The following is a 16,918-nucleotide window of genomic DNA, read 5'->3' as shown; positions in this document are numbered from 1 at the left end:
CCGCCTTTCGGCGGCGGGCCCCTCCCTCTCTCWWAGAGAGAGGGATTCTCCCCTAAGCCCCCAGCAGTTCGAAGCTCGCCGCCAGCCCGTCCACCGCGTTGTTGGCCACCCACAGATCGAACATTCCCGGCTCGGCGATCCACCGGTCGTTGTCGCCGACGAACATCAGCGCGCTGCGCTCGAGGCTGAAGCGCACCTCGCGCTTCTCGCCGGGCCGCAGCGCCACGCGGACGAAGCGCTTGAGCTCGCGGACCGGCCGGGTGCGGCTGGCCACGCGGTCGCGGACATAGAGCTGGACCACATGTTCACCCGCGAGCTGGCCGGTGTTGGCCACCTGGGCGGTGACGACCAGCTTGCCCGTCCAGGCCAGGCGCGTGGTCGACAGCTTGATGTCGCTGAGCGCGAACGGCGCGTAGCCCAGGCCGTGGCCGAACGGATAGAGCGCCTCGTTGCGGGTCGTGCGCCAGCGGGCCTTGTACTCCTGGCTGTCGTCGGCCTGGGGCGCGGGACGGCCGGTGGTGCGATGGTTGTAGGCGAAGGGCTCCTGGCCGCTCTCGTGTGGGAAGCTGACCGGCAGGCGGGCGGAAGGATTGACCTTGCCGAACACCACGTCGGCCACCGCGTGGCCGGTCTCGGTGCCCAGGAACCAGGTGGCCAGGATGGCGGGAGCGGCCTTGACCGCGCCCTCCAGCACCAGGGCCCGGCCGTGGCGCAGCAGCACCACCGTCGGCTTGCCGGCGGCGGCGACCAGTTCGGCCAATTGCTGCTGCACGCGCGGCAGGCCGATCTCGGTGCGCGACTGGGCCTCGCCGGACATGTTCTGGCCTTCGCCCACCGCCAGCAGCACGACGTCGGCGGCCCTGGCGGCGGCCACGGCCTTGTCGTAGCCGCCAGGGATGAGGGTCTCGACGTCGCAGCCCCTGGCGACGATCAGTTGCGACGGGTCGGCCATCGCCTCGCGGATTCCGGTCGCCAGGTCGACGCCCAGGGCCTTGTCGCCGAAGAACGCCCACGGCCCCAGGATGTTGTCGCGGTCCTCGGCGAAGGGGCCGATCAGGGCGATGCGCTTGCCCTTGGCCGGCAGGGGCAGCAGGGCGCCGTCGTTGCGCAGCAGCACGATCGACCTGCCGCCCGCCTCGCGGGACAGGGCCCGGGCCGCCGGGGTCGCCGTCTGGGCGGCCTGGGCCTTGGGGTCGATCGAGCGGAACGGCCGGTCGAACAGGCCCAGGGTCTCCTTCAGGCTCAGCACCCGGCGCACGGCGTTGTCGACCGCCGCCATCGGCACCAGGCCCGACGCCACCAGGCCCGGCAGATAGCGGCTGTAGAGCCCGCTCTGCATGCTGATGTCGACGCCGGCCAGGATCGCCAGGCGCGCGGCGTCGCGGTCGTCGACGGCGAAGCCGTGCGCCACCAGCTCCTGGTCGGCGGTGTAGTCGGAGATCACCACGCCCTTGAAGTTCCACTCGCCGCGCAGGATGTCGGTCAGCAGGCGCCGGTTGCCGGTGGACGGTATGCCATTGATGTCGTTGAAGGCCGACATCACCGACAGGCAGCCGGCGTCGAAAGCGGCCTTGAACGGCGGCAGGTGCACCTCGCGCAGGGTCTCTTCCGACAGCTCGACGGTGTTGTAGTCCAGCCCCGCCATCACCGCGCCATAGGCGGCGAAGTGCTTGGCGGTCGACAGCAGGCTGTCGTTGGCGGTCAGGTCGCGCCCCTGGAAGCCGCGCACCCGGGCCTGAGCCATCACCTCGCCCAGGAACACGTCCTCGCCCGAGCCTTCGGCGCCCCGGCCCCAGCGCTGGTCGCGGGCCACGTCGACCATCGGCGCGAAGGTCCAGTGCAGGCCGTGGGCCGAGGCCTCGACCGCGGCGGCCCGCGCGGTGCGTTCGGCCAGGACGGGATCGAAGCTGGCGGACTCGGCCAGGGGGATCGGGAAGATGGTCTTGAAGCCGTGAATCACATCGGCGGCGAACAGCAGGGGAATACCCAGCCGCGAATGCTCGACGGCGGCGGTCTGGGCCAGCAGCGCGCCCTCGACGCCGACGCCGTTCATCAGCGTGCCGATCCGGCCGGCCCGGGTGTCGGCCAGGATCTGCTGGGTGTTGCGGGCGTTGACCAGCGGGTTGATGTCGCCGATCGGCGGGCGGATCATGTCGGAATAGCACGACAGCTGGCCGGCCTTTTCGTCCATGGTCATCTGGGCGATCAGGGATTCGACCCGCGACGAGGCCGCCCTGGCCGTGGCCCTCCCCGACAGCGCCAGACCCGCCAGGCCCCCGGCGCCGGCCAGGACCGCTCGCCGACCCACGCCCTGCCCGGGGGGACCCTGCCGCTCACCGTCCGCCATGGAATCTCCCCAACTCAAGCTTTCGCCAAACTCGCCAGAAACGCCGCGGGGTGCAATGGTGCGTTACCCCAGGAGCGAACCAAACGCCCCGAACCCGGAGAAGTCGCATGACCACCCGCTGGCGCATCGATGTCCGACTGGGCGACGCCCCGCCCGAGGCGCCGCTGCGCAGCGCCGTGGTCGAGGCCGACACCGAGGTCGACGCCCTGCGCCTGGTGCTGGCCCAGGCCGAGCGCGACCGCGACGACTTCGAGGAGTTGCTGCAGGACGGCCAGGAAGAGGTGTTCTCCCGCACCGAGGTGATCGAGGGGCGCATGGACTGAACGGGTAGGCGGTCCCTAAGGCAGCAACCCCGCCGCCCGGTAGGCGTCCACGGTCTGGTCGAACACCGCGATGTCGCCTCGCCCGCGCGCCACCAGTTGCGCGCCCTCTATGGCCGCGAAGACCGCCAGGGCGTCCCGACGGCGCCGGGCCTCGTCGGCGCCAGGACTACGCAACGCCAGCACCTGCACCAGCCAGCGGACATTGGCCTCGCTGAAACCATCGACCGCGGCGCGGACCTCCGGTGGCAGGTCGCCGTATTCGGCGGCCATGATCCCGTACAGGCACATGCGATTATCGTTCAGCAGGGCGGCGCGGAAGATGGCGACATAGCGCTGAAAGCGGGTCTCCAGATCCAGGTCGACCGCCAGCAGACTCTCGAGATAGCCGACCGCGTCATCGGTATAGCGCTTGGCCAGCGCCGCCCCCAGGTCGCCCTTGGTCGGGAAGTAATAGTGGATGCTGGCGCTCTTGATGCCGACGTCCTTGGCGATCTCGCGAAAGCTCAGGGCGTTGTAGCCCCGGGCCTGCACCATGGCCTTGGCCACGCCCATGATGGTTTCCCGCGTGTCGGTCGTGCTCACGTCGTCGCTCCAGTTATCTATCGGTAGATAGGCGTTGACTCCGCCAAGTGAAAGGACCCTATTGCGCCATCTACCTATCGATAGGTAGACAACTCAGAAAGCCTTACCCATGAAAATCCATGACATCCCCGGCTTCCCCAATCCGCTGCGCATCCGCATCGCCCTGGCCGAGAAGGGCCTGGCCGGCCAAGTCACCTTCGTGAAGGTTGATTTGCCCGGCGCCGAGCACAAGCAGGACACCTTCCTGGCGATCAATCCGACCGGGACGGTGCCGGTGCTGGAGCTCGACGACGGCCTCCATATTTCCGAATGCACGGCCATCACCGAATATCTCGACAACCTCGACGGCGATCCGATCCTGACCGGCAGGACACCGCGCGAGAAGGGCGTCATCCACATGATGCAGAAGCGCGCCGAGTCCGAGCTGATCGATGCGATCGGCGGCTATTTCCACCACGCCACTCCGGGCCTGGGTCCCGTGCTGCAGGCCTATAAGAACCCCGACTGGGCCGGCCGCGAGGAATGGGGCCGCCAACAGGGCGACAAGGCGATCGCCGGCATGCGCTATTTCGACAGGGTGCTGCGGGGCCAACCCTATGTGGCCGGCGAGGCGTTCTCGATGGCCGACATCACGGTGCTGGAGGGCCTGGTGTTCGCCGGCTACGCCCAGTTGGCCGTGCCCGAGGACTGTACGGCGCTGATCGCCTGGAACGCGCGGTTGCAGGACCGGCCGAGCGTGAAGAACCCGGCCTGATGGCAAGTCCTCCCCCTGTGGGGGAGGCGATCGCGAAGTGATCGGTGGGGGGCGTTTTAGGGTCGTCGATCCGGGATGCGGTCGAGACCGGATCACTCCCCCCACCGTCGGCTTCGCCGACACCTCCCCCACAGGGGGAGGACCTGGCGCGGCTTATCCCTTGTCTATTTTACACTCGTATAGCAACCTCTCCGGATACCCGGGGAGACCACCGCCATGCCCACCGTCCAGCACCGCGACGCCATCATCATCGGCGGGGGCCATAACGGCCTGGTCTGCGCCTTCTACCTGGCCAGCGCGGGCCTCAAGGTCACGGTCTGCGAGGCCCGCGAGGTGGTCGGCGGGGCGGCGGTGACCGAGGAGTTCCACCCCGGCTTCCGCAACTCGGTGGCCAGCTACACGGTCAGCCTGCTGTCGCCCAAGGTCATCGCCGACATGGACCTGCACGGCCACGGGCTGAAGATCGTCGAGCGGCCGATCTCCAACTTCCTGCCGATCGACGATACGACCTACATGAAACTCGGCGGCGGGCTGGAGCGCACGCAAGCCGAGTTTCGCAAGTTCTCCGAAAAGGACGCCGCCGCCCTCCCCGTCTATTACGACATGCTCGACGAGATCGGCGACGTGCTGCGCGACCTGGCCGGCGAGACCCCGCCCAACCTGACCGACGGCCTGCCCGGCCTGCTGCGGGGCCTGCGCCAAGGCTCGCGGCTGGCGGGCCTGAGCCTGGAACGCAAGCGCGACCTGCTGGACCTGTTCACCAAGAGCGCCCGCGACTTCCTCGACGGCTGGTTCGAGAGCGACGCGGTCAAGGCCAGCTTCGGCTTCGACGCCGTGGTCGGCAACTTCGCCAGCCCCGATACGCCCGGCTCGGCCTATGTGCTGCTGCACCACACCTTCGGCGAGGTGAACGGCAAGAAGGGCGCCTGGGGCCACGCGATCGGCGGCATGGGGGCGATCACCCAGGCCATGGCCCGGGCCTGCCAGGCCAAGGGCGTCGAGATCCTGCTCAAGGCGCCCGTCGAGGCGGTGCATGTCGAGGACGGCCCGAAAGGCAAGACGGCGGTGGGCGTGCAACTGGTCGACGGCCGCCAGTTCCGGGCCCCGATCGTCTCGTCCAACCTCAACCCGTCGCTGCTGTACGGCAAGCTGGTCGCGCCCTCGGCCCTGCCCGCCCCGTTCAAGAAAGCCATCAAGGGCTACAAGAACGGCTCGGGCACCTTCCGGATGAACGTGGCCCTGTCGGAACTGCCCGACTTCACCTGCCTGCCGGGCAAGGAGAGCGCCGAGCACCACCAGTGCGGCATCGTGCTGTCGCCGACCCTGGACTACATGGACGAGGCCTATCGCGACGCCAAGGCGTTCGGGATCAGCCGCAAGCCGATCGTCGAGATCCTGATCCCCTCGACCCTGGACTCCACCCTGGCCCCGCCCGGCCAGCACGTGGCCAGCCTGTTCTGCCAGCAGTTCGCCTGGGACCTGGGCGAAGGCCGCACCTGGGACGAGGAGCGCGAGGCCGCCGCCGACCTGATCATCGACACGGTCAATGCCTGGGCGCCGAACTTCAAGGCTTCCGTCCTGGGCCGGATGATCCTGTCGCCGCTCGACCTGGAGCGGAAGTTCGGCCTGACCAATGGCGACATCATGCACGGCCACATGTCGCTGGATCAGCTGTGGGCGGCGCGGCCGGTGCTGGGCCACGCCAGCCACCGGGCGCCGATCAAGGGGCTCTACATGTGCGGAGCCGGGTGCCATCCGAGCGGCGGGGTGTCTGGGAATCCTGGACGGAACGCGGCGCGGGAGATCTTGCGCGACCGGGATTTCGCGACGGCGGTGAAGCTGAGCTTGGCGGGGCGGTGATGCAAAAATTCTCCGCTCATCCCGGCGAATGCCGGGACCCAGATGGAATGGCTTTGAGGCTGACGCCAATAACGCTGAGCCTTTCCCATCAGCCACACCGCTATGGGATCTGGGTCCCGGCATTCGCCGGGATGAGCGGATTCAACGAGGGCTGAAGATGGATATGAACATCCTCCCCAACCACAACCCCGACGCCGCCAACCACGATCCCGACGCCGACTGGGGCCTGCCCGGCTGGCTCTACGCCAACGAACGCTTCTTCCGCGAGGAGCAGGACAAGGTCCTGCGCCCGTCCTGGCAGATCGTCTGCCACCTCAACGACATCCCGAAATCCGGCGACTTCCACACCTTCGACTTCCTGGGCGAGAGCACCTTCGTCGTGCGCGGCAAGAGCGGCGAGGTCAAAGCCTTCGCCAATGTCTGCCGGCACCGCGCCGCGCGGCTGCTGGACGGCCCCAGCGGTCACTGTGGCCGCGTGGTCTGCCCCTACCACGCCTGGACCTACGACCTGGACGGCCGGCTGATCGGCGTGCCGCACCGCGAGACCTATCCCGCCCTGGAGATGGACAAGCAGGGCCTGCCCCCCGTCCAGACCGAGGTCTATCGCGGCTTCGTCTTCGTGCGCCTCGAGGGTGAGGGCCCGTCGGTGGCGCAGATGATGGCCCCCTACGACCACGAGCTGGCGCCCTACCGCTTCGAGGACATGGTCCCGTTCGGCCGCGTCACCCTGCGGCCGCGCGACGTCAACTGGAAGAACATCAGCGACAACTATTCCGACGGCCTGCACATTCCCGTCGCCCATCCCGGCCTGACCCGGCTGTTCGGGCGCGGCTACGGCGTCGAGGCCGCGCCCTGGGTCGACAAGATGTGGGGCGAGCTGATCGAGGAGCCGTCGCGCAACCCGTCCGAGCGGATGTACCAGCACGTCCTGCCCGACGTGGAACACCTGCCGGCCGAGCGCAAGCGGCTGTGGACCTATTTCAAGCTCTGGCCCAACCAGGCCTTCGACATCTATCCTGACCAGGTCGACTTCATGCAGTTCATCCCGGTCTCGCCCACCCAGACGATGATCCGCGAGATCGCCTACGCCCTGCCCGACGCGCGGCGCGAGATGAGGGCGGCGCGCTACCTGAACTGGCGCATCAACCGCCAGGTCAACGCCGAGGACACGCAGCTGGTGGCCCGGGTGCAGCAGGGCATGGCGTCGCGCAGCTTCACGGCGGGGCCTCTGGCGGAGACGGAGGTGTCCCTGCGCAGCTTCGGCCGCAAGCTGCGGGCCCTGATCCCGCAGGCGCGGTTGCACCGGCCGCCGGAGGGGTGGTGAGGATCACTTCACAAACATCCGTCATCCCCCGACTTGTTCGGGGGACCCAAGCGGGATCGGCTTTGGCGTCAGGCGCCGCTTGGGTCCCCCGCATAAAGCGGGGGATGACGACCTTATTGTGCTGTCATCCCGGACGAGCGCGCAGCGCGAAGATCCGGGACCGACGCATGAGCGCCGGCGCTTCCGGCGGTCCCGGATCTGCGCTTCGCTTGTCCGGGATGACAGGTCCTGTTGGCGCTCATGGGCGGGAACTGTGACCCGCGCCCCCTTCACCCGCGAGACCGCCGACGTCCGCCGCACCGCCCTGATCGACGCCGCCGGCCGGGTGCTGGCCGCCAAGGGCGTGGCCGGGGCCTCGGTGCGGACGATCTGCGCCGAGGCGGGGGTCAGCGCCGGACTGCTGCGGCACTATTTCGACGGGGTGGACGCCCTGGTCGCCGAGGCTTACGCGGCGACCGGCGCGCTGATCGACGCGGCCCTGGAAGCGGCGGTCGCGGCGGCGGGCGACGATCCGCGCCGGCGCCTGTCGGCCTATCTGGTCGCCAGCTTCGCCCCGCCGGTGCTGGATCCGCGATTGCTGGCCACCTGGTTGGCCTTCTGGAGCCTGGTGAAGGTCGACCCGGCCATCGCCGCCATCCACCGCGCGACCTATGCCGGCTATCGCGCCCGGCTCGAGGAGCTGCTGACCGCCTGCGACCCGCGCGTCGACGCGAGATTGGCCGCCATCGGCCTGACGGCGGTGGTGGATGGATTGTGGCTGGAGCTGTGCCTGGACGACACGGTGTTCACGCCCGCCGAGGCGGGGGCCGTGGCCGAACGGCTGCTGGCGGGGTATCTGGCGTCACCAACCTAGAGCCCCGACCTGATTTCATCAGGCCGGGGCTCTAGGTATTTGTTTTAACGCATTTTCTTCACGCGAACCGGTATCCACTTCGCTCGAAAATGCTCTAGGAGCGCGCCGACAGTGACCCAGATCCGGACCGACAGGCTGCTGCTGCGCAAGGCCCGCGAAAGCGACCTTGCGCCCCTCCACGCGATCTTCTCCGATCCCGAGACCATGCGATACTGGTCGACCCCGCCGCATGCGGACCTCGAAACCACCCGGTGCTGGCTGGCCGCGATGATCGACCTGCCCGCATCGACCGGCGACGACTACATCGTCGAACTGGACGGCCGGGTCATCGGCAAGCTGGGGCTCTGGCAGGCGTCGGAAATCGGCTTCCTGCTGTCGCGCGACACCTGGGGCCAGGGACTCGGACGTGAAGCGCTATCGGCCTTCGTCGCCCACGCCTTCCGGGAACGGGCGGACCACCTGACCGCCGACGTCGATCCAGGCAACGCCGCCTGCCTGGCGCTCCTGAAGCGCGTGGGCTTCCGGGAGACGGGACGGGCGACGCGGACCTGGACGGTCGGCGACCAGTGGTGCGACAGTGTCTACCTCAGGCTCGACCGCGACCGGCCGCGCCCGACGTGATCAGGCGGCGGCCTGGGCGGCGTTGACGATGCTGCGGCCCCAGGTGGCGCGGCGGGCTTCGGGCTCGGAGATGTGGACCTTGGCGGTCTTGCCCTGGGTGTGCATGTGCCTGGCCAGCAGCTCGGCCACGGCGGCGGCTTCCGGCTGGCAGGGGTAGGAGCCGATCAGCTCGGGGGCGTCGTTCCAGGTGACGTGCCAAACGCCGGAGACGGGTCGTACGAAATAGTTGTGTTCGTAGGCCATGGGTAAACTCCTCGGACTGGCTAAGCGTCGTTCTTACAGGGCCGACATGACAGCTGTTTCAATGCTGCACGGCAACATCATGTTGCATTGCACACTGCAGGGGCCGGGCCAAGAGGACCAATGGTGAATCAGCGGGCAACTTTATGGCGCGCGAAAGCTTCGCCGCGTCGTTTTACCCGTTAATGCCGCCAGGCGAACAACGACACCGCGCCGAGGATCAGGCTGACATAGAAGCCCAGGCCCCACATCAGGTGCTCGCCCTCGTCGTCGCGGAAACGCGAGTCGAGCAGGCGATCGCCGAGGGGAAGGATCCCGCCGAACCACACGACCATGCGACCGGTTGCGGTGAGGAGGCTGGTGATCATGGCGTGAGGCTGCGCTTCAAAGGTTAAGCTCAGCTTTAAGGGGTGGAGGCGGGGCGACTCGACCCCGACCCTGGAAACCCCTCTCCCAGAGGGAAAGGGAGGGACCCATTGCGTAGCAATGGGAGGGTGAGGGGTTTAGCCGCCTGACGGCGCGCCGGCAGGGAATGGGCCGATAGGGCGTAACCCCTCATCCTCCCACGCCTATCGGCGCGGGCCCCTCCTTCTCCCCTCCGGGAGAAGGTTCAAGAAGCGCGTCCCTACTCCTTCACCACCACCCCGCCCTTCATCACCGATCCCACGTGCTCCAGCAGCGAGATGTCGGCGATCGCGTCGCCGTCCACGGCGATCATGTCGGCGTAGCGCCCCGGGGCCACCGCCCCGACGTCTGTCTTGCGCATCAGCTCGGCCGCCACGGTGGTCGCCGACTGGATGGCCTGCATCGGGGTCATGCCGTACCGGACCATGTAGGGCAGCTGGCGGCCGTTCAGCCCGTGGGGATAGACCCCGGCGTCGGTGCCGTAGGCGATCTTGACCCCGGCCTTGACCGCCTTGCGGAAGCCGTCGCGCTGGGCCTCCGTGGTCTCGTAGTTCTTGCGCAGGGTCTCGGCGGGCCAGGCGTGGGCCTTGCCGTAGGCGTCGATCCAGTCGCCGTCATAGATGTCGGCGACCAGGAACACGCCCTTGGCCTTCATCATGGCGATGGCCTCGTCATCCATCAGCGAGCCGTGCTCGATCGAGCGGACCCCGGCCCGCATCGCCGACTTCATGCCCTCGGCCCCGTGGGCGTGGGCGGTGGCGTAGGTCCCGCGCCGGGCGGCCTCCTCGACGGCGGCGCGCATCTCGCCCTCGGTCAGCTCCTGCTGGCCCGGCTTGGTGCCGACCGTCAGCACCGCCCCGGTGGCGATCAGTTTGAGGAAGTCGGCGTGGTGGGCCAGGATGCTTCGAGCCTTTCTGTGGGCGTCGGCCTCGTCCTCGACCACGCCGACCCGCATCTCATCGGGAATCTTCACATCGCCGGCGATGCCGGTGATCTCGCCGCCGCCGCCGGGGATGGTGATGTAGGCGCCGGCCACCGACATCCGCGGTCCGGGCACCAGGCCGGCGTCGATGGCGTCGCGCAGGGCCACGTCGCTGAAGGCCCGCCAGGTTCCGACGTCGCGCACGCTGGTGAAGCCGGCCATCAGGGTGATCCGGGCGTGGGCGGCGCCGATATAGGCCTGCTCGGCGGCGGTGGTCAGCAGCGGCTCGGCGATGTTCTCGGTCTGCTCCTGGTCGGCCAGGTGGGTATGCATGTCGATCAGGCCGGGCAGCACCATGCGGCGCGACCAATCGATCAGCTTGCCGTCGGTGGGGGCGGTCTTCCACGGGACGACCGAGACGACGCGGTCGCCGTCTATGGTGATGAGCTGGTCGGTGAGCACCTTGCCGGCCAGGGTGTCGACCAGCTTGCCGGCGCGGACGTAGAGGGGGGCGGCATGCGCGGCGAGCGGCGCGAGCGTCAGGGCCGTGGCCAGGAGGGCGGCGGCGATCAGGGCGGCGGCGATCAGGGCGGTGCGGAGGGTCATGCGCGATCTCTCTCCAAACCACTCATCCCGGCGAATGCCGGGATGAGTGGATTTAAAAGTCATTCGCTGGCCGCTGGAACCCGCCGCCGCGTCAGCCAGTAGAACGGGACCCCGATCGCCAGCAGCCCCACGCCCAGCAGCACCGCCTGGCCGCCGGCCCCGACCAGGGTCCAGACCGCGTAGAGCCCCGCCGCGATGGCGATGACGGTCAGGGCCAGGGTCGGGGCGATGCGCCGGGTGGCCTGCAGCTTCAGCGCCGCCAGGGCGCAGGCCAGGTAGGCGAACAGCGAGGCGGTGGTGGCCACCAGGGCGATGAAGGTGAAGAGGTCGGCCATCGACTTGGCGTAGTTCATCAGCACGATCGCGGTCAGGAAGCCGGCCGAGACCAGGTGGGCCCGCGCCGGCGTGCCACGCGAGGTCTCCTTGCCCAGGAAGGCCGGGAACACCCCGCCCTTGGCCATGGCGTAGGGCATCTCGCCCTGCAGCAGCACCCAGCCGTTCAGGGCCCCGAAGGCGCTGATCGCCGCGAACAGGGCCAGCACCTTGCCGGCGTTGCCGCCCCAGTGGAGACCGACAAAATCGGCCAGCGGGGCGTTGGACGCCTTCAGGCTGTCGGTCGGCATCAGCAGCACCACCGCCGAGCAGACCAGCAGGTAGATCAGGCCGGTGAAGATCGTCCCCACCAGGGTGGCGCGGGGGATGGTGCGGACCGGGTCGACGACCTTGCCGGCCGGCACGGTGGCCGATTCCAGGCCCAGCAGCGCCCACAGGGTCAGGGTGGCGGCCGCCGTGATCCCGCCCGGATGGATGTCGGCGGCGTGGAACGGGGTCAGGCTGGCGCCGTGGTCATGGCCGATCACCCAGAAGGCCAGGCCGGCCACCGCGATCAGCGGCAGCAGCTTGAGCACCGTGGTCACCACCTGCACCCCGCCGGCCAGGCGCGCGCCGGCGATGTTGATGGCGACCATGATCCACACCGCCCCCAGGGTGACGGCCAGGTGCAGGCCCGGGACCTTGGCGATGGCCGGGACCAGCACCGACAGGTAGCTGACCGCCCCGGTGGCGATGGCGGCGTTGCCGACCCACAGCGAGATCCAGTAGCTCCACGCCACCATGAACCCGACCAGCGGCCCGAAGGCCTCCTGCGTATAGGCATAGGGCCCGCCGGCCTTGGGAAAGGCCCGGGCCAGGCCCGCGAACACGAAGGCCAGGCACACACCGCCGGCGATGGTCACCAGCCAGCCGAACACCGCGTTCCAGCCGTAGGGGGCCAGGGACGCGGGCAGCATGAACACCCCCGAGCCGATCATGTTGCCGACCACCAGGGCCGTGCACATCCAGAAGCCTAAAGCTTTGGGGACCGTGATCTTGGGAAGCGGGACCTTCTGGGGGGTCTCTGTCATGCGGCTACGCTTTCACGGGAACAGAGGTTCGTCCATGCCTCTAAACACCACTCATCCCGGCGAATGCCGGGATGAGCGGATCATGGAAACGGGGACAGGCGCAGGCGCCTGTCCCCGACAGAGGCTCGTCCCCCTAGAACTTCTGCCCGAACTTCACCCCCACCGTCCGGGGTTGCAGCGGCACCGAATAGACCTCGCCTCCGCAGACGGACTCCACGCATTCGGTGGTCCGCGTCAGGGCGGCGCGGCTGTCGTTGAGGTTCACGACATAGGCCGAGACCGTCCAGCTGTCCTTGCTCAGACCCGCCGACAGGTCGGTGGTGATGTAGCCGGCCTGCTTGCCCAGGACCTCGCGGGCGAAGGTGCGCAGGTCGGCCCAGGAGTCGGTCTGGCCGACGATGCCGCCCTGCACGAAGGCGTCGTAGCCGGCCAGGTCGAACTCGTAGCGCGCGTTCAGCGTGGCCTTGAACTTCGGCGTCACCGGCAGGCGCTGGCCGTCCGGCGCCCGCTCGGGATAGAGGTCCAGGTCGACCGGGCAGTTGGTGATCGGATTGCCGGTGGCGGGGTCGACCTTGCCGCAGTAGCCGCCCTTGAGCTTGGCGTCGACATAGGTGGCCGCGCCGTTCAGGGTCAGGCCGTGCGTCACCGCGAAGCTGAAGTCGGTCTCGGCCCCCTTGATCTCGGCGGAGACGGCGTTCTTGATCTCGGTCAGGCCGTTGGCCCCGACGATCGAGAACTGGAAGTCGTTCCACTTCTCCAGGAACACCGCGCCGTTCCACCGCAAGCGGTTGTCGGCCCAGGTGGTCTTCCAGCCGAACTCGTAGTTCTTCAGGACGTCGGACTGGTAGGGCGGCAGCGTGCCCCGGCGGTTGATGCCGCCCGGCCGGAAGCCTTCCGAATAGGTGACATAGACCAGCTTGTCGGGATCGATCTTGTAGGTGAGGTTGATCTTCTTGGTGTTGCCGTTCTCCTTGACCCGCTTGTCGAGGTTCGTGCATGGCGAGCCTTCGATCTCGGAGGGCTTGAAGCACGCGCCCTCGCCGGTGCCCGAGCTGTAGCCGAGCCCGTAGCCGTAGAAGCCCTTCAGGCTGTTGTCCGACTTGAAGAAGCGGATGCCGCCGGTCACCGTCAGCTTGTCGGTGATGTCGAAGGCCGCCTCGCCGAACACGGCGCTGTCGCGGTCGATGCGCTTCTGCTTGGTCAGCCAGATCGTGCCCGGATAGCCCGGCACCGAGATCGAATCGCCGATGGCGTCGATGCGGTAGTTCTGGGTGATGCCGTGGGTCTGGCGCTGGTAGAACAGGCCGCCGACCACCCGGAAGCGGTTCTCCTGCGGGGTCGAGACACGGACTTCGTGGCTGACCTTCGTATAGGCGTCGTTGCCGATGATGTATTGCGACGGATTGACCGGATTGCCGGCGTCGTCGGTCCAATAGGCGCCGTAGGTGGTCAGGGTGTCGTAGAAGAACGAGTAGTCGGTGTAGTCCTGGCGGGTGTCGACGTCGCGGTCGAGATACGAGCCGGCATAGGTGACGTCGAGGTTGCTGATCTTGCCTTCCAGGGTCAGCGCCGCCTGCCACCAGCGGTCGTCGGAGGTTTCCGGATAGTAGTGGCCGACCTTCAGGGCCCCCAGGGTGCGGTCCTCGGCGAAGAGGCCGCCGACCTTCTCGATCTGGCCCATGATGGTGGGGGTGGCGACCCAGTTGTCGCCCAGCTCGACCCGCACGGCGGCGCGGCCGCCATAGAGGTCGACGTCGTTATAGTCCTTCTTGACCCGGTCGGCGTTGGTGATGGTCACGCCCGAGGTCGGGTAGGTGCGCGAGGCGGCGACGTTGTCGATATAGCCGCCCTGGTGCTCGGCCCAACCGACCAGGCGCACCGCGACCTTGTCGTTGACCGGCTGGTTGACGAAGCCCTCGACCACATAGCCCGCGTCGCCGTGGGCGATGGTGTTGGCCTCCAGGTCGTAGCCGGCCGCGAAGCCCGCCGTGCTGGGCTTGTTGGTGATGATGCGCAGGGTGCCGGCCTGGGAGCTGGCGCCGTACAGCGTGCCCTGCGGTCCCGACAGCGCCTCGACCCGGGCGATGTCGTAGATATGGATGTCCAGCGCGCCCTGGATGGTGGTGACCGGCTGTTCGTCCAGATAGACGCCGACGCTGGGCAGCGAGCCAGAGTGGTTGCCGTCGCCGCCGCTGGCCACGCCGCGGAAATAGACGTTCGAGAAGCCCGGCGAGGTGGTCTGGAACGACACGCTGGGCAGGTACTTCACATAGTCGGTGAAGTTGCTGACCTGCAGCTGCTCCAGCTTGGCCTCGCCCAGGGCCTGGATGCTGACGGGCACGTCCTGCAGGTTTTCCGACCGCTTCTGGGCGGTGACGACCACCTCTTCCAGCGCGACCGCGCCGCTGGGCGCGGCCTGCTGGGCCTGCGCCGCCACTCCCGTGAGCATGGATGACGCCAGTAGGGCCGTGGTCCACAGACCACGCCGATTGTTGGGCTTGTTCAACGCCATATTCGCTCCCCGCGTCGCGTTTAGGAGAACGATGCTCTTCTGCGTCCCGGCGCCCGGCAAGGCGCAAAACTCAAAGTCGTGTCAATTGCGTCGAGTGTTGCAGAAATAGCAGAGCCCGGATCAAGTGATCAAAATTCGGGCGCGGCGGGATAGGCTGACAGGACCGGCCCGAGGGCGGTCTTCAGCGGGCCCAGCCACGGCTCGTAGTGCTGCCAATGCTCGACGGCGTCCTTGAAGATCGGCTGGCGGACCTGCTCTGAACTCGCGGTGCGGACGGCGCGGTCGTTCTGGTGGAAGTTCAGGCAGGACTCCTCGAACGGCAGGCCGCAATAGTCCAGCAGGGCGCGGATTTCGCGCTCCGGGTCCTCGACCATCGATTCGTAGATCACCCGGTGCACCCTTCCCGGCAGCACGGCGTCGAAATGGGCCATCAGCGCCACGTAGTCGGCGTAGTAGCGGCCGATGTCGGCCAGGCCGTAGCTGAAGTTCTGGCCGCGGGCGAAGTGCTGCTTGAAGCCCGAGAAGCAGCAGCCCAGCGGATGGCGGCGGGCGTCGATGATCTTGGCGTTGGGCAGGGCCAGGGCGATCAGCCCGATATGGGCGAAGTTGTTGGGCATCTTGTCGATGAAGAACGGCCGGCCGGTCTTGCGCTGCACCCGGGTGCGCTCCAGGAACTCTTCGCCTAGCGCCTTGAGATCCTCCGAACTCAGGGTCGCCAGGATCTCGGGATAGGCCGAAGGGTCCTTGGTCGTCCGCGCGCCGCTCAGCCGCCGGGCCATCGAGGTGATGTCGGGCAGTTCCATCGTGCCCTCGACCGCCGAATGGCTGGCCAGGATCTGCTCGATCAGGGTGGAGCCCGAACGCGGCAGGCCCAGGATGAAGATCGGGTCGGGCGCCGGGCAGCCCTGGCCGGCCCGCGCCGCGAACAGCTCGGCCGTCAGCGCGGCCCTGCTGCGCGCCAGGTGCCGGCTGATGGTCTCGGGGTCGTAGGCGATCTGGGCCCGCCGCAGGGCCGCGCCGCGGTCGTAGTGGGCGAAGGACTCGGCGTAGCGCGCGGCGTCCTCGTGGGCCTTGCCCAGGGCGTAGTGCAGGTGGAACCGGTCGTCCGCCGCCAGGTCCTCCCGCGCCAGCTGCCCCTCCATCGCCGCCAGGTCGGCGTCGGCGAAGCGGTAGGTCTTCATGTTGGCCAGGCTCCACCAGGCCTCGCCCAGGGCCGGGGCCTGGTCGACGGCCTTGCGGTAGGCGGTCACGCAGTCGGCCGAGCGGCCGACGGTCTTCAGGGCGTGGCCATAGCTCATCCAGCCCTTGGGCTGCTGCGGGTAGCGGGCCAGCACGTCCTCATAGAGGCCGATGGCCTGGGCGTACTCGCCGATCCGCGCCAGGGCGGCGGCCTTGAGGTTGGCGTAGGCGGGGTTGCGCGGCTCGCCGGCCAGCAGCTGGTCCAGATGGACCAGGGCGTCCTCCGAACGCCCCTGGCGGTAGAGCACGGTGGCCAGGTTGTGGCGCGCGGCGGTGAAGCCGGGGGCCAGTTCCAGGCAGCGGACCAGCAGGGCCTCGGCGTCGTCGTGGCGGCCCAGCCGGGCGGCGACCTCGGCCAGCATGCGGATCGCCGCCGGCTCGGTGGGCCGGGCCGCCAGATAGTCGCGCAGGACCTGCTCGGCCACGCCCAGCCTGTCGTCGACCAGGGCCGAGGCCGCGGTCATCAGGGCCGGGTCGTGCACCCCGGCCTGGATGCGCCGGGCCTGGGCCGCCTGGGCGCCGGCCTCGTCGCCGACCAGGTCCAGACCCTCGGCCAGGCCGCGCCAGGCCTCGGCCAGGGCGGGCGCCAGGGCCACGGCGCGCTTGAAGGCGGCGATGGCGGCCTGGGTCCGGCCGACGCGCGCCAGGATCAGGCCGTGCTCCAGCTGGACCTCCGGCGCGTTGACCAGGGCGCGGGCCAGCGGATCGACCACCGCCAGCGCCGGCTCCAGCTCGTCCGACAGCCGCAACGCCGTGGCCAGCATCAGGGTCGCCCCGGCATGGCGCGGCACGGCCTCCAGGATCGCCCGCGCCTGCTCGGCGGCCAGTCGCGGATCGGCGGCCAACAGGCGCTGGGCGTGGGCGAGCGCGGTGGCGAGGCTGCCGGAGGGCTCGGTGGTCTGGGACTGCATGGGCGGTATCGGATGG

The 16,918-nt window shown here is 68.7% G+C and carries 14 protein-coding genes; 6 read left to right on the top strand and 8 right to left on the bottom strand.

From position 1 onward, the window contains the following. Positions 1-52: 52 nt before the first annotated feature. Positions 53-2,347 (bottom strand): glycoside hydrolase family 3 N-terminal domain-containing protein, encoded by a 2,295-nt coding sequence (locus tag ASD79_RS04270; protein ID WP_056719763.1) that lies wholly within the window; start codon positions 2,345-2,347, stop codon positions 53-55. A 107-nt stretch (positions 2,348-2,454) separates the two neighbouring features. On the opposite strand from ASD79_RS04270, the gene ASD79_RS04265 reads away from it, so the two are divergent. Further along, positions 2,455-2,670, top strand: a complete 216-nt coding sequence (locus ASD79_RS04265) for a hypothetical protein (RefSeq protein ID WP_056719762.1) — start codon at positions 2,455-2,457, stop codon at positions 2,668-2,670. 15 nt (positions 2,671-2,685) lie between these two features. Here ASD79_RS04265 and ASD79_RS04260 read toward each other — a convergent pair whose 3' ends face one another. Next, positions 2,686-3,252, bottom strand: a complete 567-nt coding sequence (locus tag ASD79_RS04260; RefSeq protein WP_082584790.1) for a TetR/AcrR family transcriptional regulator — start codon at positions 3,250-3,252, stop codon at positions 2,686-2,688. Between the two features lie 109 nt (positions 3,253-3,361). Between ASD79_RS04260 and ASD79_RS04255 the strand changes: the two genes are divergently transcribed. The 5 genes from ASD79_RS04255 to ASD79_RS04235 all read left to right on the top strand — a co-directional run bounded on the left by ASD79_RS04255 (position 3,362) and on the right by ASD79_RS04235 (position 8,664). Further along, positions 3,362-4,006 carry a glutathione S-transferase gene (locus ASD79_RS04255; RefSeq protein ID WP_056719761.1) on the top strand — a complete coding sequence of 215 codons (645 nt, stop codon included), beginning with the start codon at positions 3,362-3,364 and terminating at the stop codon, positions 4,004-4,006. 216 nt (positions 4,007-4,222) lie between these two features. Beyond that, a complete protein-coding gene (locus ASD79_RS04250) occupies positions 4,223-5,866 on the top strand; it encodes an NAD(P)/FAD-dependent oxidoreductase (RefSeq protein ID WP_056719760.1) in 1,644 nt (547 codons plus the stop codon). 157 nt (positions 5,867-6,023) lie between these two features. Next, a complete protein-coding gene (locus ASD79_RS04245; protein WP_156400352.1) occupies positions 6,024-7,190 on the top strand; it encodes an aromatic ring-hydroxylating dioxygenase subunit alpha in 1,167 nt (388 codons plus the stop codon). A gap of 253 nt (positions 7,191-7,443) precedes the next feature. After that, positions 7,444-8,043: a TetR family transcriptional regulator C-terminal domain-containing protein gene (locus tag ASD79_RS04240; RefSeq protein ID WP_056719759.1), complete on the top strand. Its 600-nt coding sequence runs from the start codon at positions 7,444-7,446 to the stop codon at positions 8,041-8,043. 111 nt (positions 8,044-8,154) lie between these two features. Continuing rightward, positions 8,155-8,664 (top strand): GNAT family N-acetyltransferase, encoded by a 510-nt coding sequence (locus tag ASD79_RS04235; protein WP_056719758.1) that lies wholly within the window; start codon positions 8,155-8,157, stop codon positions 8,662-8,664. Here the strand turns inward: ASD79_RS04235 and ASD79_RS04230 are convergent, their stop codons facing one another. The 6 genes from ASD79_RS04230 to ASD79_RS04205 all read right to left on the bottom strand — a co-directional run bounded on the left by ASD79_RS04230 (position 8,665) and on the right by ASD79_RS04205 (position 16,902). Next, on the bottom strand, positions 8,665-8,907 hold the full coding sequence (locus ASD79_RS04230) for a hypothetical protein (protein ID WP_056719757.1): 243 nt from the start codon (positions 8,905-8,907) through the stop codon (positions 8,665-8,667). Between the two features lie 179 nt (positions 8,908-9,086). Further along, on the bottom strand, positions 9,087-9,272 hold the full coding sequence (locus ASD79_RS04225) for a hypothetical protein (RefSeq protein ID WP_056719756.1): 186 nt from the start codon (positions 9,270-9,272) through the stop codon (positions 9,087-9,089). 257 nt (positions 9,273-9,529) lie between these two features. Continuing rightward, positions 9,530-10,837: an amidohydrolase family protein gene (locus ASD79_RS04220; RefSeq protein WP_056719755.1), complete on the bottom strand. Its 1,308-nt coding sequence runs from the start codon at positions 10,835-10,837 to the stop codon at positions 9,530-9,532. A gap of 59 nt (positions 10,838-10,896) precedes the next feature. After that, entirely contained in the window at positions 10,897-12,240 is a 1,344-nt protein-coding gene (locus ASD79_RS04215) for an amino acid permease (RefSeq protein ID WP_056719754.1), read from the bottom strand. A 133-nt stretch (positions 12,241-12,373) separates the two neighbouring features. Further along, a complete protein-coding gene (locus ASD79_RS04210; protein ID WP_056719753.1) occupies positions 12,374-14,752 on the bottom strand; it encodes a TonB-dependent receptor in 2,379 nt (792 codons plus the stop codon). Between the two features lie 128 nt (positions 14,753-14,880). After that, positions 14,881-16,902, bottom strand: a complete 2,022-nt coding sequence (locus ASD79_RS04205; RefSeq protein ID WP_056719752.1) for a tetratricopeptide repeat-containing sulfotransferase family protein — start codon at positions 16,900-16,902, stop codon at positions 14,881-14,883. Between the last annotated feature and the right edge of the window lie 16 nt (positions 16,903-16,918).

This window comes from Caulobacter sp. Root655 (assembly GCF_001427665.1).
In the GTDB taxonomy this organism is placed as follows: domain Bacteria; phylum Pseudomonadota; class Alphaproteobacteria; order Caulobacterales; family Caulobacteraceae; genus Caulobacter.
This window is presented reverse-complemented; position numbering and strand designations above follow the sequence as displayed.